The sequence below is a fragment of the Nocardioides dokdonensis FR1436 genome (genome assembly GCF_001653335.1).
Classification (GTDB): domain Bacteria; phylum Actinomycetota; class Actinomycetes; order Propionibacteriales; family Nocardioidaceae; genus Nocardioides; species Nocardioides dokdonensis.
Map to the genome: position 1 here is coordinate 1,447,759 of NZ_CP015079.1, position 20,128 is coordinate 1,467,886.

Here is a 20,128-nt window from a genome sequence, read left to right on the forward strand (position 1 = left end):
AAATGACATGGGGGTCTACGCGTGGAGATCGATCTCGCTCACGAGGTACGTCGGGTGTCCGCGAGCCTGCTCGCCTTCGACAAGGGGGCGCAGACGCTGACGTTCCGTCCGGTCGGTGCCACCCCGGTCGGGATCGGCGCCGACGAGCAGCGGGTGCGCAACTGGCTGCAGGGCGCCCTGCTGGCCTCCGACGCCCCGCCCAGCCGGGCGTTCCCGCACGAGCGCGCCATCGAGGAGCTGGTGCGGCGCCTGCAGCAGGAGCACGAGCGCGGCGCTGACCCGTTCGGCCGCTACCGCGCCCGCCGGGACGCGCCCCCGGCCGTCCAGCTCGTCTCCTGACCCGGCGCAGATATAACCCCGACCCGGCCCAGACATCACCCCGACCCGGCCCAGATGTCGCGTTGACCCGGCCTGAAGTGTCCGGCCGAGGCTGCGTCAGCGGGCGGTCTCGGCCCGGAACCGGTCGGCGGGGTAGACCCCGATCACCTTCACCTCGGTGGTAAAGAAGGCCAGCTCCTCCAGCGCCCGCCGCAGCGGCGGGTCGTCGGGGTGGGCGTCGACCTCGGCGAGGAACTGGGTGGCGGTGAAGTGCCCGTCGACCATGTAGCTCTCGAGCTTGGTCATGTTGACGCCGTTGGTGGCGAAGCCGCCCAGCGCCTTGTAGAGCGCCGCGGGCAGGTTGCGGACGTTGAAGATGAACGTCGTGACCACCGGCCCGTCGCCGGCGGCGGCGAGCCGGGCGTCGCGCGAGAGCACCACGAAGCGGGTGGTGTTGTGCTCCTCGTCCTCGATGTCCGCGGCCAGCACCTCGAGCCCGTAGATATCCGCGGCCAGCGGGGGCGAGATCGCGGCCTGGGTGACGTCGCCGGCCTCGGCGACCTCGCGGGCCGCGCCGGCGGTGTCGCCGGAGATCTGGGGGACCAGGCCGTGCTCGCGGATGATCCGGCGGCACTGGCCGAGGGCGTGCACGTGGCTGTGCACGGTGCGGATGGTGCCCAGGTCGGCGCCGGGGACGGCCATCAGGTGGAAGCGGATGCGCAGGAAGTGCTCGGCCACGATGTGCAGCGACGACGCCGGCAGGAAGTGGTGTATGTCGGCCACCCGACCCGCGATCGAGTTGTCGATCGGGATCATCGCCAGGTCCGCCTCCCCGCCCTCGACGGCGGCGAAGACGTCCTCGAAGGAGGCGCACGCCAGGGCCTCCCAGTCGGGGTAGTGCTCCTGGCACACGATGTGGGAGTTCGCTCCCGGCTCGCCCTGGTAGGCGATGCGTCTCACGGTCGGCACGCAGGTGAGTCTAGGGTCGGCTCGTGCTCGCCCTCGCCGTCGTCTCCCTGGTGGTCGCCCTGGCCGCGCTCGCCCTCGCAGCCCTGGCCATGCGGCGTACGTCGCCGGGGCCGACGGGCGCCGACGCGCTGCCCGAGGACGTGGTCGGGCTGCGCCGCGAGGTGGCTGCGCTGCGCGCGGAGGCCGGTGACGCGCTGCGGCACCTGGCGGTGGTGCGCTACGACGCGTTCGGCGACATGGGCGGGCACCTGTCCTGGTCGGTGGCGCTGCTCGACGACGGCGGCAACGGGGTCGTGCTCACCTCCATCCACGGCCGCAGCGAGGCGCGCACCTACGCCAAGTCGGTCACCGGCTGGTCCTGCGAGCAGCAGCTCTCCCCCGAGGAGGAGGAGGCGGTCGGCGCCGCCCGGCCCGCGGCTCGCTGAGCCTGGCAGTATCACCTGGTGACCGAGCCGACGTACGCCGCTGTCGACAGGTCCGCCGACCCCGCTCGGTGGTGGACGCTGGTCGCCGTGTGCACCGGCGTGTTCATGCTGCTGCTCGACATCACCATCGTCAACGTCGCGCTGCCCGACATCCAGGCCCAGCTCGACGCGAGCCTGGCCGACCTGCAGTGGGTGATCGACGCCTACGCGTTGAGCCTTGCGGCCCTGCTGCTCACGGCCGGCTCGCTGGCCGACCTCTTCGGTCGCCGCAAGGTCTTCGCGATCGGGATCGTGCTGTTCACCCTGGGCTCGCTGGCGTGCGGTCTGGCCCAGGACGTGCTGTTCCTGACCCTGGCCCGCGCGTTCCAGGGCATCGGCGGGGCGGCGATGTTCGCGACCGCGCTGGCGCTGCTGGCCACGGCCTTCACGGGTCGCGAGCGGGGCATCGCCTTCGGCGCGTTCGGCGCCACCACCGGCGTCGCGGTCGCGATCGGGCCGGTGCTGGGCGGGGTGCTGACCAGCGGCTTGTCGTGGCGCTGGATCTTCTTCGTCAACATCCCGATCTGCGCGGTCGCCCTGCTGGTGACCCTGGGCAAGGTCCGCGAGTCGCGGGATCCCCGGGCCGGGCGGCCCGACTGGGCGGGTTTCCTCACCTTCAGCCTCGCGCTCGCGAGCCTCGTCTACGGCCTCATCGAGGCCGGTCAGCCGATGCGAGGCTGGGGTGACACCCGCGTGGTCGTCTGCCTCGTGGCAGCGGTCGTGCTCCTGGCGGTCTTCGTCGTCACCCAGCTGCGCCAGCAGCAATCGATGCTCGACCTGCGGCTGCTGCGCAAGCCGACCTTCGTCGGCGGTCTCGTGGCGGCCTTCGGCGTGTCGGCCTCGATCTTCTCGCTGCTGGCCTACCTCGTGATCTACCTGCAGAACGTGCTCGGCTACTCCGCGGTCGGGACCGGCGTGCGGCTGCTGTTCCTCTCGGGCGCCTCGTTCGTGGTCGCCGCCGCGGCCGGCCGGCTGACCGAGAAGGTGCCCGCGAAGTGGCTCATCGCCCCGGGCTTCCTGCTGCTGGGCGTCGGCCTGCTGCTCCTGTGGGGCATCGAGCCGGACTCGTCGTGGACCGGGCTGATCCCCGGGCTCATCGTCACCGGCGTCGCGATCGGGCTGATCAACCCGCCGCTGGCCTCCACCGCGGTCGGGGTGGTGAGCACCGACCGGGCCGGGATGGCCTCCGGGGTGAACTCGACGTTCCGCCAGGTCGGGATCGCCACCGGCATCGCCGCGCTCGGGTCGATCTTCGGCAACCAGATCTCCTCGACCGTGCGCGACGAGCTCACCGGGAAGGTGCCCGACCAGGCGCTGATGGGGCTCCAGGGCGCCCTCTCGGGGGGCCAGGTGGAGCGTGCGGCGGACGCCGCCCGGCAGGGCGCGGAGCAGAGCGGAGGCGGCACCGCGGGCCAGCAGGCCTACGACCTGGTGACCTCGGTAGGCACCTCGGCCGTCGTCGAGGCGCTCAACCACATCATCGCGATCGCCGCGGTGATCGCCTTCACCTCGGCCGTGCTGTGCCTGGCGCTGATCCGGCAGCGGGACTTCGTGACCCCCGGGGCGCCCGCAACGGTGTCAAGCAAGTCTTGACGCGGCCGACGTGTCAATCTACGGTTGACGCATGAGTCCCCTCTCTCGCACCCTCGATCTCTCGACGCTCGGGGCGGTCGTCATCGGGCTCCTCCTCCTCGTGCTCGGCCTGCAGGTCGACGGGTTCGTCGGGGGGATGGGGCAGGGTGCCGGCGCCGCCCTGGTGGTGCTCGGCGCCGTGCTGCTCCTCAGGCGGCGGCGCGGGCCCGACCGTGTCGACCACGGCTGGCTGCCCAGTCGCGATGGCGAGCGCTGAGCCGCCGGCTCCCGACCTCTCCGAGGCGCTGGGAGCCGCGATCCTGGGCAGCCTCCCCCCGAGCGACGAGGAGCAGGACCACCTCGCCATCGTGCGGCGCAGCGCCCAGGCGGAGCAGGAGGTGCGCCGGCTCCTGGGCCAGGCCGTCTCCGCGGCCCGCGCCTCGGGGCACAGCTGGGCCGCGCTCGGGTCCGAGCTGGGGATGAGCCGCCAGGCCGCACAGCAGCGCTTCGGCACGATGCCCGGGGCCGGGGGCCCCGACGAGCTCGAGGGCGGGCCGCACGGGACGGTCGAGGAGCGGTGGCTCGGCCCCGTCACCGCGTTCGACGAGATGGCCGAGCTCGCGCTCGCGGGTCGGCTGGGCTGGCGCACGGTCGGCGCGGGGATGCTGCGCCACCGGGTCCGGCGTACGTCGACGCAGTGGGAGCACCGCCGCGTGGTGTGGGTGGGCGCGACGTCGCGCTACGAGCAGGACGGCTGGGAGGTGGCCGTGCGGGCCTTCCCGTGGGTCTACCTGGTGCGCGACACCGGCCGGCCGGCCGGCGAGGCGCCCGGGCCGACGCTCAGCGAGGGACCCTGACCAGCATCCGGCCGTGGATGCACTCCATCCGCAGCTCGCGGCCCGAGCCGATGGAGTCGCCGTCGAGCTGGCGCGGGGTGTCGGCGGAGGTGCGCACGACGACGGAGGCGCCGGTCATCCGGTTGACCAGGTCGTCGGTGTGCTTGCGCTTGAGCAGCACCCGCCAGGCCAGCGGGATCCAGGAGAAGAAGTTGCGCGGGTGCAGGATCACCACGTCGAGCTCGCCGTCATCGATCGTCGCGTCCGGCAGCAGCGGCATCCCGGCCTGCAGGAAGCCGACGTTGCCGACGACCACGGTGCGGGCGCGGTGGGTGCTGAACTCCCCGCCGTCCACGCTGACCTCGACCTTCATGGCCGGGAACATCAGCGACTTCAGCCCGGACAGCACGTAGGCCAGCCACCCGACGCGCTTCTTGATGTCCTCGTTGACGCCCTCCATGATCGCGGCGTCGAAGCCCATCCCGGCCATCACCATGAAGTGGGTGCGCTCGAGGCCGTCGCCCTCGACGGAGACCATGTCGATGGCCCGGTCCTGCCCGGTCAGGGCCACGTCGATGGCGGCGCGCAGGTAGAGCGGGATGCCCAGGTTGCGGGCCAGCAGGTTGCCGGTGCCGGCCGGCACGATGCCGACCGGGATGCCGGTGCCGGCGAGCTCGGCGCACACCTCGCGCACGGTGCCGTCGCCACCGCAGACCAGCACCATGTCGGCGCCGGCCACGGACGCCGCCTCGGCCATCCCGCGGCCCGGGTCCTCGACGGTGGTCAGGTGCCAGGTGGGCTCCGACCAGCCGGCCTCGGCCGCCATCGCCGAGACCGTGGCCCGGAAGGCGCCCTGGTCCTCGACCTTGATCGGGTTCAGCACCACCGCGAGCCCCCGGGCCATCGGGAACGGGTCGGGCAGCGGATCAGACTTGACCGCGTGGCTGCGAGGACGGGGGGAGTAGAAGGCCAGCGTCAGCAGCGCCACCCCGATGCCGAGCAGCACGCCCGCGACCACGTCGGTGGCGTAGTGCCGCCCGAGCAGCACCCGGTCGAGCCCGGCGACGACGACCAGCGCGGTGGCAGCGACGTACACGAGGCGACGGGTGCTGAGGCGGCGCACGAGCATGATCGCGAGCACCACGCACACCGCCGCGAAGGCCGCGGTGGACGAGGCGTGGCCCGACGGGAACGCGTTGCTCGACAGCGCCGACTCCGCGTCCTGCCACTGCGGGCGGTCGCGGGCGACCAGCAGCTTGAGACCGGTGGTGGCGGCCGCGGTCACGCCCATCACGACGACGGCGTACGCCGCTGCCCGGCGGTGCCCGCGCGCGAACATGGCCGCGGCCAGCGCGATCGTCAGCACCGTCATCCCGGTCGTGCCGAGCCCCGCCTCGACCCAGCGCAGCGGCGGGTGCAGCCAACCGACGTCGACCGCCCACACCTCGAGCGGCTCCCCACGGTCGTCGAGCCCCGCCAACGGGCCCCAGCCGCCGGTGACGGCGAGGGCGAGCAGGGTGAACACGGCGAAGCAGGCGACGGCCCAGCTCAGCAGCACGTATCGGGAGCGGTCCAGCACGCCGACCAGTATGGGTGACGCCCGCGGCCACGACGGGGGTGAGGCGCCGCGGGGGCCGGCGATAGCCTCTGTCCATGATCGATCCCCGCATCCTGCGTGACGACCCCGACCGCGTCCGAGCCTCGCTGACCAAGCGAGGGCTGCCCACGGACGTCGTGGACCGCGCGCTGGCCGCCGACACCGCGCGACGCTCGGCCATCGCGGCGTACGAGACGAGGCGTGCGGAGCAGAAGCAGCTGGGCAAGCAGATCCCGCAGGCACAGGGCGAGGAGAAGCAGGCGCTGCTGGCGCAGACCAAGACCCTCGCCGCCGACGTGAAGGCCGCCGAGGCCGCCCAGGTCGAGGCCGAGGCGACCTGGCAGGGCGCGCTGGCCTCGATGCCGAACCTCACCTCCGAGGAGACCCCGCCGGGCGGCGAGGACGACTTCGTGGTGCTGGAGACCATCGGCACCCCGCGCGACTTCGCGGCCGAGGGCTTCGAGCCGCGCGACCACGTCGAGCTGGGCAAGATGCTCGGCGCGATCGACATCGAGCGCGGCGCCAAGGTCTCGGGCAGCCGGTTCTACTTCCTGACCGGCATCGGCGCCCAGCTCGAGCTGGCCCTGGTCAACCTGGCCATGGAGCAGGCCCGCGCGGCCGGGTTCATCCAGGTCGTGCCGCCGTCGCTGGTTCGCCCGCGCGCGATGGAGGGCACCGGCTTCCTGGGCCAGGCCGCCGACGACGTCTACCGGATCGAGGGAGAGGACCTCTACCTCGTGGGCACCTCGGAGGTGCCGATGGCGGCGTTCCACTCCGACGAGATCCTCGACGGTGACGACCTGCCGCTGCGCTACGCCGCCTTCAGCCCGTGCTTCCGCAAGGAGGCCGGCTCTCACGGCAAGGACACCAAGGGCATCATCCGGGTGCACTGGTTCGACAAGGTCGAGATGTTCGTCTACACCACCCTCGAGGACGCCGAGGCCGAGCACCAGCGGCTGCTGGGCTGGGAGAAGGCCTTCCTCGACAAGCTCGAGCTGGCCTACCAGGTCATCGACGTCGCGGCCGGCGACCTCGGGCTCTCGGCCATCCGCAAGTTCGACTGCGAGGCCTGGATCCCGACCCAGGGCAAGTACCGCGAGCTCACCTCGACCTCCAACTGCACCGACTTCCAGACCCGGCGCCTCGACACCCGCGGCCGGTTCGCCACCGACAACGGCACCGAGATGCGCCCGGTCGCCACGCTCAACGGCACCCTGTGCGCGATGACCCGCACCATCGTGGCCATCCTCGAGACCCACCAGCAGGCCGACGGCTCGGTCCGCGTCCCGAAGGCGCTGCAGCCCTACCTGGGCGGCCTCGAGGTCATGGAGCCGGTCGCCCGATGAGCGCGCCCGTCCCCGGCCCCGCGCCGGTCGCCGGCTGGACGCCGCGGCTGGTGGCCCTCGACATCGACGGCACGCTGCTGCGCTGGATCGACGGCACCGGCACCTCGCACGAGGAGATCACGCCGGCCGTCCACGACGCCGTACGCCGGGCGCAGGAGGCGGGTGCGCACATCGTGCTGGCCTCGGGCCGCTCGCCGGACGGGATGACCGGCGTCGCCGACATGCTCGGGCTCGCCACCGAGGAGCACCCGGTGTGGGTGGTGGCCTCCAACGGGGCGGTCGTCTTCCGCTACCCGCCGATGCAGGTCGTGCACGAGCAGACCTTCGACGCCCGTCCCGCTGTGGCGGCCGTGCTCGCCGAGCACCCGAACGCACTGGTCGCGGTCGAGGAGCGCGGCGTGGGCTACCGGGTCAACCGGCAGTTCCCCGACGGAGAGCTGTCGGGGGAGATGATCCTGGCCGAGGTGGATCGGATGGTCGCCGAGCCGGTCAGCCGCGTCATCATCCGCGACCCCGACGCGACCGTCGACGACTTCGTCGCCCTCGCCGGCCGCCTGGGCCTGCACGGCACCGACTACATCGTGGGCTGGACGGCCTGGATGGATCTGGCCCCGGTCGGCGTGTCCAAGGCCTCCGGGCTGGCGCAGGTGGCCGACGACCTCGGCATCGACGCCGCGGACGTGCTGGCCATCGGCGACGGGCGCAACGACCTGGAGATGCTCGCGTGGGCCGGGCGCGGGGTGGCGATGGGCCAGGCGATCGAGCAGGTCCGCTCGGCGGCCGACGCCGTGACCGCCACCGTCGACGACGACGGGGCCGCGCTCGAGATGTCGCGCTACTGGCCGGCATGAGCACCGACGGGGGCCCCGGCCCGCTGCCCGGCGAGATCCGCACCGAACGGCTGGTGCTGCCGCTGTGGAGCGCCGACGAGGCCGCCGACATCCTCGCCGGGCGGCACCGGCCGCACTGGCACCCCGACTTCCCCCGCCCCGACGACCGTGACGCGGCCACGCTCTTCGTGCTCGGCAGCGGGTGGAGCTCGCGCCACGTGGTGCGAGGCACCACGGTGCTCGGCTCGATCGGTTTCTTCGGGCCCCCCGCACCCGCCGCCGACGGTGTGCTCGAGGCGGAGGTCGGCTACGGCCTGGTCGCGCAGGCGCAGGGCTACGGGTTCGCCAGCGAGGCGCTGCGCGGCGTCCTCGCCGCCACCGACGCGGCCGGCGTGCGGGTGCGCGCCGCGGTCGCCCCCGAGAACCGGGCCAGCCTCAAGGTGCTGGCCGGCTGCGGCTTCACCGGGCTGCGCGGCAGCAACGAGGACGGCCACCTGGTGATGGTGCGGCCGCTGCCGGCGGTGTCCGCGTGACCCGGCCGCCCGACCCGCTCGAGCTGCCCCGGCTGCACCGGCCGCCGCGGCTGGTCGCGACCGACCTCGACGGCACGCTGGTGCGCAGCGACGGCACCGTCTCGCCCTACACCCGTGAGGTGCTGCTCGAGCTCGACCGCCGCGACGTGCCGGTCGTGTTCGTCACCGGCCGCCCGCTGCGCTGGGCCGCCGACGTCTTCGAGCACGTCGGCGCCCACGGGCTGGCGATCATCTCCAACGGTGCGCTCGTCTGGGACGTCACCGGCGACCGCGCGGTGCTCGAGCGGCCGATCCAGCCCTCCCTGGGCCTCGAGGTCTGCGCGGCCCTGCGCGCCGCGGTGCCCGGCACGGCGTACGCCGTCGAGACGGTGCGGGGCATCGAGCTGGAGCCCTCGTTCATGGAGCGCTACCAGGTGCCCGACGCTGTCCGCCGTGCTCCGGTCGAGGAGCTCTTCGACGGGCCGGCGCTCAAGCTGCTGGCCCGCCACGAGGAGCTGGGGCCTCAGGAGTTCTGGGACGTCGCCGAGGAGGTCACCGGCGGGCGCCTGGTCATCACCTGGTCGTCGACCACGACGCTGCTCGAGATCAGCGGCCCCGAGGTCACCAAGGCGTCCACGCTGGAGCTGCTCTGCGCCGAGCGGGGGATCGAGGCCGCCGACGTCATCGCCTTCGGCGACATGCCCAACGACCTGCCGATGCTCGGCTGGGCGGGGACGTCGTACGCCATGGCCGACGCGCACCACACGGTCACCGAGCTGGCCGACCACGTCGCCCCCGGGCACGACGAGGACGGCGTGGCGCGGGTCCTGGCTGGTGTGTTCGGCCTGTGATCTGGTCTCATGTCATCGTGCCGAGCCCCCGTTCCGTGACCGCGCGACCCGGCTCGCCTGCGCTCGCGAGGCGGCTGGGCGCCCCGCTGGTCGGCCTCGGGCTGCTGCTGGGCCTGCTGCTGGGCCCGCTGCTGGGGATGGGCTCCCTGCTGTCGCCCGCGGCCGCGAGCGGCCAGAAGTGCGACAGCGACACCTCCGTCAGCTCCCGGGCCCGCCAGGCCCAGGCCGTCTTCACGGGCAAGGTCGTGTCGAGCTCCGCGAAGCGTCTCTCGGGCGGCCAGCGCGGCGTCGAGGTCACCCACGAGGTCGAGGTCGATCTCGTCTACAAGGGCGGCAGCCGGGTCACCGAGACCACGGTCGAGGTCGTCACCACCCGCAGCTCGGGCGGGTGCGACCTGGGACGTTTGCAGGACGACACGACGTACGCCTTCTTCGTCACCGGTGACGAGGAGAGCCGGCTCCTGGCCGCCGGGGACAGCGGGACCGCTCCCAGCGACGCCGCCCTGATGCGGGAGGTCGAGCAGATCTTCCCGAACCCCTCGCCGCCGGTGGCTGCCGAGCCGCCCTCGGCGCAGTTCGACCGTCTCCAGCTCGAGCCGCTCAGGCCGCTCTCGCGGGCCCTGGCCCCCGGCGCCGCGATGGTCATCGTCGGAGGACTCGGGCTGATCCTGGCCCGCCGCCTCGCCCGCCGCTGACCCGGCGCAAATCTCTCGCCGACCCGGCCCAGATGTTGCACTGACCCGGCCCATATGTCGCGTCGACCCGGCCCGGATGTCGCACTGACCCGGCCCAGATGTCGCACTGACCCGGCCCGGATGTCTCGGCCAGGGGTGCTGCTCTGCGCCGACTCGACGGGCTATGCGGGCCGACTCGGCGGGATATCTGGGCCGGGTCGCGGTGGGTCAGAGGTACATGCCGCCGGAGTCGCCGGGCTGGGCACCGGGGTCGCCGCCGGGCCGGGCGCCGGGACCCTGCTGACCCGTCGGGCCCGGGGGCAAGCTGCGCCGCATGTGCTCGAACTGGGCCTTGGCGGCCATCTGCTGGGCGTAGATCGCGGTCTGGATGCCGTGGAAGAGGCCCTCGAGCCACCCGACGAGCTGCGCCTGCGCGATCCGCAGCTCGGCCTCGGTGGGCAGGCCCTCCTCGGTGAAGGGCAGCGAGAGCCGGTCCAGCTCCTCGACCAGCTCGGGGGCCAGGCCGTCCTCGAGCTCGGCGATGGAGGCCTGGTGGATGTTCTTGAGGCGCTGGCGGCTCGCCTCGTCGAGCGGCGCGGCCTTCACCTCCTCGAGGAGCTGCTTGATCATGTTGCCGATCCGCATGACCTTCGCGGGCTGCTCGACGAGCTCGGTGATCGAGCGCTCGCCGCCGTCCTCGCGCTCGCCGCCGTCCCCGTCCTGACCGGCCAGGTCGAGCGCCGAGGCCGGCATCGTGGCCATCGGCTGACCGTCGGGCCCCACGATGACGACCTGCTGGTCCTGCTCCCCCTCGGGGGAGCCGGGGCGCTCGGGCTGTGGCTGCGTGTCGGACTGCTGGCTCATGCCCCCAGCCTAGGAGGAACCACCGTGCGGTGCGTCGGTCCTACAGGGTGAGCAGGATCTTGCCGGTGTGGGCGCCCGACTCCATCAGCTCGTGCGCCTCGCGGACCTGTTCCAGCGCCATGGTGCCGTGCACGATCGGACGCACCCGGCCCTCGGCGACCAGCGGCCACACGTGCTCGACGACGGCGGCACAGATCGCCGCCTTGCTCTCGACCGGACGCGAGCGCAGCGACGTGGCGATCACCGCGCCCCGCTTGCGCAGCAGCTTGCCGAGGTCCAGCTCGGCCTTGGTGCCGCCCTGCATGCCGATCACGACCAGGCGTCCCTCGAGGGCGAGCGCGTCGACGTTGCGAGCGAGGTACTTCGCGCCCATGTTGTCGAGGATGACGTCGACCCCGCCGTCGGTGCTGGCGCGGGCCACCTCGACGAAGTCCTGCTCGCGGTAGTCGATGGTCACGTCGGCCCCCAGGTCGGCGCAGAACTGCAGCTTCTCCGGCGTGCCCCCGGTGGTGAGGACCCGCGCGCCGAAGGCGTGGGCGAGCTGGATGGCGAAGGTGCCGATGCCGCCCGCGCCGCCGTGCACGAGCAGCGACTCGCCGGCCTGCAGCCCTGCGACCATGAAGACGTTGGACCAGACGGTCGCAGCGACCTCGGGCAGCGCAGCGGCCGTGACCAGGTCGACCCCGGCGGGCACCGGCATCACCTGCCCGACCGGCACGACGACGTACGACGCGTAGCCGCCCCCGGCGAGCAGGCAGCAGACCTCGTCGCCGACCGCCCAGCCCTCCACACCCTCACCGAGCGCGGCCACGGTGCCGGAGCACTCCATGCCGATCACGTCGGAGGCGCCCGGCGGCGGCGGGTAGAAGCCCTGGCGCTGCAGCAGGTCGGCGCGGTTGAGCCCCGCGGCGGCGACCTCCACCAGCACCTCGCCCGGACCCGGGGCGGGGTCGGGCAGCTCGCTCACGGACAGGACGTCGGGTCCACCGGACCCCTGGGCGATCACGGCACGCATGACCCCACCCTAGGGGCCGTGGCTACTCCTCCTCGTCGGCGTCGAGGTCGGCGAGCGCCGCGGGGTCGAGGTCCTCGACCTCGGTGAGCGCGTCGTCGTCCTCGAGCGCGTCGACCGTGATCTGGTCGTCGGCGACCGCGGCCGGCTTGTCCCAGCCCTCGGCGAGCCCGCGGGCGCGCTCGACCAGCTCCTCCACGACGGAGGGGTGCCCCCCGCGAGCGCCGGCGGCCATCCCCAGCAGGAACGCCGACAGCGGCGCGGCCGGGCGTGCCACCGCGTGGGCGACGTCGCGGGCCAGGTCGAGCAGCAGCGCCTCGTCGACCTCGGCGTCGAGGTCGAGCACGTCGCACAGCTCGTCGATCCAGTCGTGCAGGTTCACCCCCCCACCTTGTCGACGCGACCCGTCCGGACGCAAGGGCGCGGGGCGATCAGCCGTCGGCGAGGTCACGCAGGTCCGCCCAGGTGTCGACGTCGCGGTGCTCCCGGTCCTCGGCCGGCACCTCGACCAGGTCGAGGCGGGACAGCAGCCGGTGCAGCGCCATCCCGTGCTCCTCCCCCCGGGGAGGGCGTACGGCGTCGAGCCGGTCGGCCCGCAGCACCAGCGCCAGCGCGTGCCGGCCGTCCGGTGCGACGAGGAGGGCGCCGTCGTGGTCCCCGACGGCCCGGTGCAGCCGCGCGAAGGTGGTCGCGTGCACGTGCGGCATGTCCACGGCGAGCACCCCCAGCGTGCGTGGGCGCCGTCGCAGCGCGTCCCGGCCCGCCAGCAGCGCGGCGACCGGCCCGCCGTGGCGCGGCTCCTCACGGGTGAAGGTGACCGGGAGCGGGGTCGGGACCGGGTCGCCGACCACGACGACCTCGGCGGCCCCGACGAGCGCCTCGAGCGCATAGGCCAGCAGGGTGCGCCCCGCGAGCTCCACGGAGGCCTTGTCGGCCCCGTCGAGCCGCACCGCCGCGCCCCCGGCGAGCACGACGGCGCAGAAGGCGTCACCCTCGGCGCCCAGGTCCTCCCGCTCAACTGCCTCGTTCATGGGCCCAGGATGGCAGGCTGGGGCCATGACCACGCTGCGAGTCGCCCTGGTCCAGGAGGCCTCCGACGTCGACCCGGGGGCCAACCGCGCCCGTCTCGAGCAGCTGGTGCCCGAGGGCCAGGACCTGGTGGTGCTCCCGGAGGCCTTCGCCCGTGACTTCGGCCCGGCCGGGTCCGACGTCAGCGCCGCCGCCGAACCGGCCGAGGGCCCCTTCGGCTCCGAGCTGGCGCGCGTCGCGCAGGAGCGGCGTACGACGCTCGTGGCCGGCATGTTCGAGGTCGGCCCCGACCCCGCACGACCCTGGAACACGCTGCTGGTGCGGGGCGCCGCGGTCGCTGCGTACCGCAAGATCCACCTCTACGACTCCTTCGGCTACCGCGAGTCCGGCCGGCTCAGCCCCGGCGACACCACCCCGGCGGTGGTCGAGGTCGGCGGCGTCCGCGTGGGGCTGATGACCTGCTACGACCTGCGCTTTCCCGAGCTCGCGCGGCTGCTCGTCGACGCCGGCGCCGACCTCCTCGTGGTCCCGGCCGCGTGGGTGGCCGGCCCGCGCAAGGTCGACCACTGGCGCACCCTGCTCCGCGCCCGCGCCATCGAGAACACCGTGTACGTCGCTGCCGCGGCCCAGCCGGCGCCGCGCTACAGCGGCCACTCGATGCTGGTCGACCCGCTGGGAGACGTGCTGGCGGAGGCCGGTGAGGGCGCCGAGACCGTCACGGGCGTGGTGGACCTCGCACGGCTGGACGAGGCGCGGCGCACCAACCCGTCGCTGGCCAACCGTCGGTTGTAGCCTTCCTCGACGTGTCCCGATCAGCACCTCGCCGTCGCGCTGAGTCGCCGCGACGCTTCGCCCGCCCGGCGACCGCGACCGCGACGGGTCCCGCGGCAGGCCCCGCGTCGGGCCCGGGCCGCCGCTGGGTGCTGAACCAGCCCGACGCCGCACGACCGGCCGGCGAACCGGGTCGTCCGGCACCGGTCGGACCGCCCGCCCCGCCGGTGGTGGGGCAGCAGGGCGCCCCGGGGCCGCTCGACCCCCGACGCACCGAGGACAGCGACGACGTCCCCGAGACACCCGAGGCACCCGAGGGCCGCGGCGGCGGTCGCCTGCAGCGCCTCGGCGCAGCCGTGGACCGCCTGGCGGCGTCCCCCTGGCCGCTGCGTGCCTGGTTCGTCGGTGTCCTCGGCGGCCTCGCCCTGCTCGTCGCCGGCATGGTCGAGGTCGGCCCCGCGTGGCTGCCCGGCGTCGGTTCCGTCGCGGTCGCGGGCGCCTTCACCTGGGCGCTGGCGGCGCGCACCGGCGGACGACCGGTCGTGTTCGGCACCCTCGCCGTGGCCATCGGCGTCGCGGTGCTGGTCCTCGACGAGGACCGGTTGCGCACCGGCGCCGCGGCGCTGACCTGCGTGGTCGCCGCGGTGCTGGCCGTGATGGGCACCGTCCCCGCCCGCCGCTTCCGCCACGCTGCCCGCGAGGGCCTGTTCGCGTTCACGATCGCGTCGATCGGAGCCCTGGCGGTGGTCGGGCTGGAACCGGTCATCAGCGTCGTGCGCTTCGAGTACGCGACGCTCGGCCTGGCCCTGCTCGGGGTCTTCGGTCTCGTCTTCCGCCTCGGCGCCGGCTTCCACGGCCTGGGCCGGCGCGGACTGCTGATCGTCCTGGTCGGGGCGGCGGTGCTGCTGCTGACCCTGGGCTACGCCGAGCTGCTGCGCCGCTACGGGCCCGGCGAGGTGGTCACCGACCTGCTCGACGGGGTGCGCTGGTCGCGCGAGAACCTCGGCGCCTTCCCGCGTCCGATCGCCACGGTGCTGGGCGCGCCCGCCCTCGTCTGGGGCTGCCACATGCGCGCCCGCCGGCGTCAGGGCTGGTGGGTGTGCGCCTTCGGCGTCGCCGCGACCGCTCCTGTGGCGAGCGCGATGATGAACCCCTCGATCGCGCTGCTCGAGGTCGGGCTGTCGATCGTCTACAGCCTGGCCCTCGGGCTGCTGATCGGGTTCGCCCTGATCCGCCTCGACCTGCGCCTCACCGGTCCCCGCGGACGTCGCGCCCGCCGGGCCGAGGAGCAGGCGGCGGGTCGACCGGAACCGGCCCGCGGCCAGGCCCTGCTCTGAGCCATGACCGAGTGGATCCGACGTACCTGTCGGTAACGGTTACGTTCATGAGGTGGCTCGTGAACAGGTGACTCAGATCGTGGCGGAGATGGTGGCAGGCGTCCTCGAGGTGCCGGTCGCGGTGGGTGCACGCGTCGAGGTCGGCGACACCGTCGTGCTGCTGGAGTCGATGAAGATGGAGATCCCCGTCATCTCCGAGGCCGCCGGCACGGTCGTCTCGGTCAACGTGGTCCCCGGCGACGCCGTCCAGGAGGGCGACCTCCTGCTGTCCCTCACCCCGTGAGGTCGTGCCCCCGAGCGTGAGCCCGGTGGCACCCCCAGGGGCACGACCCCGGGCCTGGCAGAGGGGGCGGGATTCGAACCCGCGGTAGGTCTCCCTACGACCGCTTTCAAGGCGGTTCCGATAGGCCACTCCGGCACCCCTCCGTGCGCGCGTCGGCAAGGACGCGTGCCAGGTCACTCTAGAAGACCGGCCCGGCCCGCCCGGTTGGCGCCCCGAAGTGCCGTGGTGTGGAATCGGGCCATGCCCGAGACGCAGCTCCCCACGCCGCACGACTACCGCTTCGCCCAGACCTTCACCGTGCGGCTGGTCGGGATCAGCGTGGTCGCCCTGGCGCTCGTGCTGTTCGTCGGCACGGCCGTGGTCGCCCTCGCCGGCGTCAACGCCGACGTGCTCGTCGTGGTGCTCGCGCTCGGCCTGGTCGGGGTCTTCGCGCTCGGCTGGTGGCTACGCAACCGCGCCTACGTGCTGCGCGCCGAGGAGGACGGGTACGTCGTCGGGCCGGTGCGCGGAGCCGGGGTCAAGCGGGCCCGCTGGGCCGACGTCACCGAGGCCACGACCGCGGCGCCGCACGGCATCGACTGCCTGGTGCTGCACCTCGGTGACGCCGGCACGACGACCGTCCCGGTCGACACGCTCGCGATGGACCGCGAGCAGTTCGTGCGCGAGATGCAGCGTCGGCTGCGTGCCGGCCAGGGTCACCGACCCCTGGGCTGACCGCTCCCCGCGGCTCCGCGCCGACCCCGCGCCTGCGCGGGGACGCCCCTGATTGGTCGCTGGGCGGCTCGGGCTTGTAACCTGTCGGCGCTGCCGGGAGGCGTCGCCTAGTCCGGTCTATGGCGCCCGCCTGCTAAGCGGGTTTGGGGCTACAACCCCATCGAGGGTTCAAATCCCTCCGCCTCCGCCAGCGCACGACCCCCGCCGGCCGCGAGCCGGCGGGGGTCGTGCCATGCCCGCGTCCGCTGCTCGCCGCGGCGCCGTGCGACCGCACCCGACTGCAGGTTTGTGCATTGCAGGAACCTGGCCCACACCGTCCGGGTGTGGGGAGCGCGACCTGGGGCAGACTCGGGGCACGGGCCACGATCTGGCCCGCATGAGCGAAGGAAGGGTCGTCCCATGAAGATCGTCCGCAAGGCTGGAGCCCTCGTCGCCGCCACGGCACTCGCCGTCGGCCTGCTCGGAGCCGCCGCGCCCGCCCAGGCCATGGACAGCAGCTGGGGCTGCGGCGGCTGTCGCCCCGCCCCCTGAGTCCCCGCAGCCCCCAGCAGCTCCCCCCGCGGCGTCGTCCGCGCATCTGAGGCCCCTCCCCTCCCGGTGGGGCCTTCGGTGTGTCTCAGGCCCCCTCGGGGCTCCCTGGCCCTGCTGGGGCCCCCAGGGGCCCTGAGGCGCCGGGGGAGTCGGGGGTCTCGGTGCCCGAGATCCCGAGCCGCCCCATGGTGTAGCCGAGCTGGAAGCGGGTCTCCGCCTCGTACTCGTCCTTGAGGTCGGCCACGTAGCCGGCGTAGGTGCGCGGGCTGACGCCGAGCCGCTTGGCGCTGACCGGGTCGGCGTGGCCCTCGACCAGCATCCGGATCGTCATCTGGCGCTGCTCGACCGCGATGTCGCGCAGCAGCGACGTGTCCTTGTTCGTGAACGCGCGGCCGCGGCCCCAGGCCCGCTCGAAGACGTCGACGAGGTAGGCGACCACGGAGGGCTCCCGCACCGCGATGGCGACGGTCAGGTCCTCGGCGGCCGGGATGATCGCGACCCGGCGGTCCACCACGATCATCCGGTTGAAGAACTCGTCGAGCGTGCGGACCTCCGCGCCGCGCTCGGTGACCGAGGCGACGTACTGGTGGGTGATGGTGCTGCGGCGGGCACTGTGCTGGTAGAGCGTGCGGATCCGGACGCCGCGCTCGAGGGCGGCGATGTCGCGCTGGGCGGCCGCCGCGAGGGTGGCGGCGTCCCGGCCGGCCTGCGGCTGCGCGGTCAGCATCTCGTCCTCCACCTCGGCCACCAGCGCCTCGAGGTAGCTGCTGATGGCGCCGTCGCGCAGGTAGGTGAAGGGGCCGCCGCGCTCGTTCTGGGGCGCCCGGCGCCAGGTCTGGGCCAGCCCGCCGAAGGCGCGCGCCCACTGCGAGGACTCCTCCAGCAGCCGGCTGCCGCTCTGGCTGAGCGGGGAGACCACGCGCGACTGCACGGTGCTGGGGTCCTCGGGCAGGTACGTCGCCCCCTCCGGGTCGAGGTGGAGCAGCCCGAGCTCGAGCAGCAGGGCGAACGCGGCGTGGGTGTCGGCGCCGTCCTGCACCCGCGCGTCGTCGACGCCCAGCCCGCCCTCGGCGACCGCCGCCTCGTAGAGCGGCGCGGCCCCGGACTCGAAGAGGGCCCGGTGCTCGGGACCGTAGCGCGACAACGGGTCCTCCTGGAGGGCTCGGAAGGGGTCAGGGGGGATCGGCCGGGGGCTGCCCCGAGGTGGCCGGGCGGACGATCCTCGCACATCGGCGGGGTCCCCGGACGCAACAGACCCCGCCCCCCGGAGCGGGGCGGGGCCTGCGGCGTTTGACGCTCAGAGGCGGTGGGCTCAGACGCCCAGGCGGGCCTTCAGGCCGTCGAGCTCGCTCCAGAGCACGCCCGGCAGGTCGTCGCCGAACTTCTCGAACCACTCCTGGATCTGCGGGATCTCGGCCTTCCACTCCTCGGCGTCGACCTCGAGCGCGGCGTGCAGCGCCTCGTCGGTCATGTCGAGACCGTCGGTGTCGAGCGCCTCGGGGGTGGGCACGTAGCCGATGGGGGTCTCCCGGGCGCCGGCCTGGCCGTCCATGCGCTCCACGACCCACTTCAGCACGCGGCTGTTCTCGCCGAAGCCGGGCCACAGGAAGCCGCCCTCGTCGTCGCGGCGGAACCAGTTGACGTAGAAGATCTTCGGCAGCTTGGCGGCGTCGTTGTCCTTGCCGATGTTGATCCAGTGGCTGAAGTAGTCACCGGCGTTGTAGCCGATGAAGGGGAGCATCGCCATCGGGTCGCGGCGCACGACGCCGACCGCACCGGTCGCGGCGGCGGTGGTCTCCGAGGAGAGCGTCGCGCCGAGGAAGGTGCCGTGGGTCCAGTCGCGGGCCTCGAAGACCAGCGGGACGGTCGTCTTGCGACGACCACCGAAGAGGATCGCGTCGATCGGGACGCCGCGCGGGTCGTCGTACTCGGCCGCGAGGATGTCGCACTGCTTGATCGGGGTGCAGTAGCGGCTGTTCGGGTGGCTGGAGAGCTCCTCGGAGTCCGGGGTCCAGGGCTCGCCCTTCCAGGAGGTGGCCCTGGCCGGCGGGTTCTCCAGGCCCTCCCACCACACGTCGCCGTCCTCGGTGAGCGCGACGTTGGTGAAGACGGAGTTGCCCTTGTTGATGGTGCGCATGGCGTTGGGGTTGGTGTGCTCGTTGGTGCCCGGCGCCACGCCGAAGAAGCCGTACTCGGGGTTGACCGCCCACAGGCGGCCGTCCTCGCCGATGCGCATCCAGGCGATGTCGTCGCCCAGGGTCTCGACCTTCCAGCCCGGGATGGTCGGCTGCAGCATGGCCAGGTTGGTCTTGCCGCAGGCGCTGGGGAAGGCCGCGGCGACGTACTTGGTCACGCCCTGGGGGCTGGTGAGCTTGAGGATGAGCATGTGCTCGGCCAGCCAGCCCTCGTCGCGCGCCATCACCGAGGCGATGCGCAGCGCGTAGCACTTCTTGCCCAGCAGCGCGTTGCCGCCGTAGCCGGAGCCGAAGGACCAGATGGTCCGCTCCTCGGGGAACTGCACGATGTACTTCGTGTCGTTGCAGGGCCACTTCACGTCGGCCTGGCCCTCGGCGAGGGGGTGGCCCACGGAGTGCACGGCCTGCACGAAGTCGGCGTCCAGCTCGGTCATCCGGTCCAGGACCTTGGAGCCCATGCGGGCCATCACGCGCATCGAGGCGGTGACGTAGGCGGAGTCGGTGAGCTCGATGCCGAACATCGGCTTCTCGGCGTCGAGGTGACCCATGACGAAGGGGATGACGTACATGGTGCGCCCGGTCATGCAGCCGTCGTACAGGCCCCGCATGAGGGTCTTCATCTCGTCGGGCGCCATCCAGTTGTTGGTGGGCCCGCAGTCCTTCTCGTCGACCGAGCAGATGTAGGTGCGGTCCTCGACGCGCGCCACGTCGATGGGGTCGGAGGCCGCGTAGTACGAGTTCGGCTTGATCGAGGGGTTCAGCTGGGTGAACGTGCCGGTGCCGACGAGCGCGTCGGTCAGCTTGGTCCACTCCTCGTCGGAGCCGGTGCACCAGTAGACGGCGTCGGGCTTGGTCATCGCCGCGATCTCCGCGACGAAGTCCAGGATCCCCTGGTGGGTCGTGGGAGCGTCGCTCAGTGCCTGGTCGGCGGTCATCTGCTTCTTACCTCTCGCGCATTCGCGGGGACCGGACCTCGCGCAGCGGGGTCGGCGCCCCGGCCGTCGAGCGTATCGACGGAGTGTCGTGGAGCTGATGTGGATCGCACGGCATCGTTGCCGCCGACTTTTGTGGGCCGGGGCGCGCGTGGAGACGAGCGGACCCGGATTGCGGCGAATGTACCGCTGCCCGTCGGGGACCGACCATTGGATCGTTCAACGCACAGTGGGCTCCGTCACACCTATGCCGCGCGGCCACGGCGGGCGGGCGGCCCCCCGAGGGCCCGATTTCGGCTCGCCGCCCGGACTGCGCTAATCTCCTTGGGTCGCACGGTCCGCCGTGTCGAAGGGCGCCTGTAGCTCAACGGATAGAGCATCTGACTACGGATCAGAAGGTTTGGGGTTCGAATCCCTACAGGCGCACAGATCACGAAGCCCGGTCCTCTCGGACCGGGCTTCTCCTGTTCCTGCGGTCCACCGGGCCTCGC

General features: G+C 73.2%; 23 protein-coding genes and 3 tRNA genes. 17 read left to right on the top strand and 9 right to left on the bottom strand.

Going from position 1 to position 20,128, the window contains the following annotated elements; translation table 11 throughout:
- Positions 1-54 precede the first annotated feature (54 nt).
- Positions 55-339 (top strand): hypothetical protein, encoded by a 285-nt coding sequence (locus I601_RS06865; RefSeq protein ID WP_157519939.1) that lies wholly within the window; start codon positions 55-57, stop codon positions 337-339.
- Between the two features lie 96 nt (positions 340-435).
- On the opposite strand, the gene I601_RS06870 is transcribed toward I601_RS06865, so the two are convergent.
- Entirely contained in the window at positions 436-1,287 is an 852-nt protein-coding gene (locus I601_RS06870; RefSeq protein WP_068107673.1) for a prephenate dehydratase, read from the bottom strand.
- Positions 1,288-1,310: 23 nt separating this feature from the next.
- On the opposite strand from I601_RS06870, the gene I601_RS06875 reads away from it, so the two are divergent.
- From I601_RS06875 to I601_RS06890, 4 genes are read left to right on the top strand one after another with little or no spacing between them, the layout of a single operon-like run.
- Complete coding sequence (locus I601_RS06875) at positions 1,311-1,712, top strand: DUF4446 family protein (RefSeq protein ID WP_068107675.1); 402 nt, start codon at positions 1,311-1,313, stop codon at positions 1,710-1,712.
- An 18-nt stretch (positions 1,713-1,730) separates the two neighbouring features.
- Positions 1,731-3,344: an MFS transporter gene (locus I601_RS06880; RefSeq protein ID WP_068107678.1), complete on the top strand. Its 1,614-nt coding sequence runs from the start codon at positions 1,731-1,733 to the stop codon at positions 3,342-3,344.
- Positions 3,345-3,375: 31 nt separating this feature from the next.
- Entirely contained in the window at positions 3,376-3,600 is a 225-nt protein-coding gene (locus I601_RS06885; RefSeq protein ID WP_068107680.1) for a hypothetical protein, read from the top strand.
- Entirely contained in the window at positions 3,587-4,180 is a 594-nt protein-coding gene (locus I601_RS06890; protein ID WP_068107682.1) for a hypothetical protein, read from the top strand. The genes I601_RS06885 and I601_RS06890 overlap by 14 nt, the downstream gene beginning before the upstream one ends.
- On the opposite strand, the gene I601_RS06895 is transcribed toward I601_RS06890, so the two are convergent.
- Positions 4,164-5,738: a bifunctional phosphatase PAP2/diacylglycerol kinase family protein gene (locus I601_RS06895; protein ID WP_068107684.1), complete on the bottom strand. Its 1,575-nt coding sequence runs from the start codon at positions 5,736-5,738 to the stop codon at positions 4,164-4,166. The two genes, I601_RS06890 and I601_RS06895, sit on opposite strands and share 17 nt — an antisense overlap.
- A gap of 74 nt (positions 5,739-5,812) precedes the next feature.
- Here I601_RS06895 and serS point away from each other — a divergent pair, with 74 nt between their 5' ends.
- Genes serS through I601_RS06920 form a run of 5 tightly spaced genes read left to right on the top strand, consistent with a single transcriptional unit; the run spans position 5,813 to position 9,990 of the window.
- Entirely contained in the window at positions 5,813-7,102 is a 1,290-nt protein-coding gene (serS, locus tag I601_RS06900; RefSeq protein ID WP_068107686.1) for a serine--tRNA ligase, read from the top strand.
- Positions 7,099-7,953, top strand: a complete 855-nt coding sequence (locus I601_RS06905) for an HAD family hydrolase (RefSeq protein ID WP_068107688.1) — start codon at positions 7,099-7,101, stop codon at positions 7,951-7,953. Before serS ends, I601_RS06905 begins: the two co-directional genes overlap by 4 nt.
- Complete coding sequence (locus I601_RS06910; protein WP_068107690.1) at positions 7,950-8,465, top strand: GNAT family N-acetyltransferase; 516 nt, start codon at positions 7,950-7,952, stop codon at positions 8,463-8,465. Before I601_RS06905 ends, I601_RS06910 begins: the two co-directional genes overlap by 4 nt.
- The gene (locus tag I601_RS06915) at positions 8,462-9,295 is read left to right on the top strand and encodes an HAD family hydrolase (RefSeq protein ID WP_237089576.1); all 834 of its coding nucleotides are present in this window, start codon (positions 8,462-8,464) and stop codon (positions 9,293-9,295) included. Before I601_RS06910 ends, I601_RS06915 begins: the two co-directional genes overlap by 4 nt.
- A 17-nt stretch (positions 9,296-9,312) precedes the next feature.
- The gene (locus tag I601_RS06920) at positions 9,313-9,990 is read left to right on the top strand and encodes a hypothetical protein (protein WP_157519941.1); all 678 of its coding nucleotides are present in this window, start codon (positions 9,313-9,315) and stop codon (positions 9,988-9,990) included.
- A gap of 207 nt (positions 9,991-10,197) precedes the next feature.
- Here the strand turns inward: I601_RS06920 and I601_RS06925 are convergent, their stop codons facing one another.
- From I601_RS06925 to mobA, 4 genes are read right to left on the bottom strand one after another with little or no spacing between them, the layout of a single operon-like run.
- Entirely contained in the window at positions 10,198-10,833 is a 636-nt protein-coding gene (locus I601_RS06925) for a bacterial proteasome activator family protein (RefSeq protein WP_068107694.1), read from the bottom strand.
- 40 nt (positions 10,834-10,873) lie between these two features.
- The gene (locus I601_RS06930; RefSeq protein ID WP_068107696.1) at positions 10,874-11,848 is read right to left on the bottom strand and encodes an NAD(P)H-quinone oxidoreductase; all 975 of its coding nucleotides are present in this window, start codon (positions 11,846-11,848) and stop codon (positions 10,874-10,876) included.
- A 22-nt stretch (positions 11,849-11,870) separates the two neighbouring features.
- Positions 11,871-12,227 (bottom strand): DUF6457 domain-containing protein, encoded by a 357-nt coding sequence (locus I601_RS06935; RefSeq protein WP_068107698.1) that lies wholly within the window; start codon positions 12,225-12,227, stop codon positions 11,871-11,873.
- A 49-nt stretch (positions 12,228-12,276) separates the two neighbouring features.
- Positions 12,277-12,876, bottom strand: coding sequence for a molybdenum cofactor guanylyltransferase (gene mobA / locus I601_RS06940; RefSeq protein ID WP_068107700.1), 600 nt, complete (start codon positions 12,874-12,876; stop codon positions 12,277-12,279).
- 25 nt (positions 12,877-12,901) lie between these two features.
- On the opposite strand from mobA, the gene I601_RS06945 reads away from it, so the two are divergent.
- Genes I601_RS06945 through I601_RS06955 form a run of 3 tightly spaced genes read left to right on the top strand, consistent with a single transcriptional unit; the run spans position 12,902 to position 15,265 of the window.
- Entirely contained in the window at positions 12,902-13,666 is a 765-nt protein-coding gene (locus tag I601_RS06945; protein ID WP_068107702.1) for a carbon-nitrogen hydrolase family protein, read from the top strand.
- 11 nt (positions 13,667-13,677) lie between these two features.
- Positions 13,678-14,982, top strand: coding sequence for a hypothetical protein (locus I601_RS06950; RefSeq protein ID WP_157519943.1), 1,305 nt, complete (start codon positions 13,678-13,680; stop codon positions 14,980-14,982).
- A gap of 52 nt (positions 14,983-15,034) precedes the next feature.
- Positions 15,035-15,265, top strand: a complete 231-nt coding sequence (locus I601_RS06955) for a biotin/lipoyl-binding carrier protein (protein WP_157519945.1) — start codon at positions 15,035-15,037, stop codon at positions 15,263-15,265.
- 55 nt (positions 15,266-15,320) lie between these two features.
- Here I601_RS06955 and I601_RS06960 read toward each other — a convergent pair.
- A tRNA-Ser gene (locus I601_RS06960) sits at positions 15,321-15,408 on the bottom strand.
- 97 nt (positions 15,409-15,505) lie between these two features.
- Here I601_RS06960 and I601_RS06965 point away from each other — a divergent pair.
- The 3 genes from I601_RS06965 (at position 15,506) to I601_RS21840 (ending at position 16,510) form a co-directional block, all read left to right on the top strand.
- Positions 15,506-15,979 carry a hypothetical protein gene (locus I601_RS06965; RefSeq protein ID WP_068107705.1) on the top strand — a complete coding sequence of 158 codons (474 nt, stop codon included), beginning with the start codon at positions 15,506-15,508 and terminating at the stop codon, positions 15,977-15,979.
- A 96-nt stretch (positions 15,980-16,075) separates the two neighbouring features.
- Positions 16,076-16,169: transfer RNA gene (locus tag I601_RS06970), tRNA-Ser, on the top strand.
- Positions 16,170-16,378: 209 nt separating this feature from the next.
- Positions 16,379-16,510, top strand: a complete 132-nt coding sequence (locus tag I601_RS21840) for a hypothetical protein (RefSeq protein ID WP_257734942.1) — start codon at positions 16,379-16,381, stop codon at positions 16,508-16,510.
- 85 nt (positions 16,511-16,595) lie between these two features.
- On the opposite strand, the gene I601_RS06975 is transcribed toward I601_RS21840, so the two are convergent.
- Positions 16,596-17,654, bottom strand: coding sequence for a phospholipase D-like domain-containing protein (locus I601_RS06975; protein ID WP_068107707.1), 1,059 nt, complete (start codon positions 17,652-17,654; stop codon positions 16,596-16,598).
- 168 nt (positions 17,655-17,822) lie between these two features.
- On the bottom strand, positions 17,823-19,640 hold the full coding sequence (locus I601_RS06980) for a phosphoenolpyruvate carboxykinase (GTP) (protein WP_068107709.1): 1,818 nt from the start codon (positions 19,638-19,640) through the stop codon (positions 17,823-17,825).
- Positions 19,641-19,990: 350 nt separating this feature from the next.
- Between I601_RS06980 and I601_RS06985 the strand changes: the two genes are divergently transcribed.
- Positions 19,991-20,063: transfer RNA gene (locus tag I601_RS06985), tRNA-Arg, on the top strand.
- Positions 20,064-20,128: the final 65 nt, after the last annotated feature.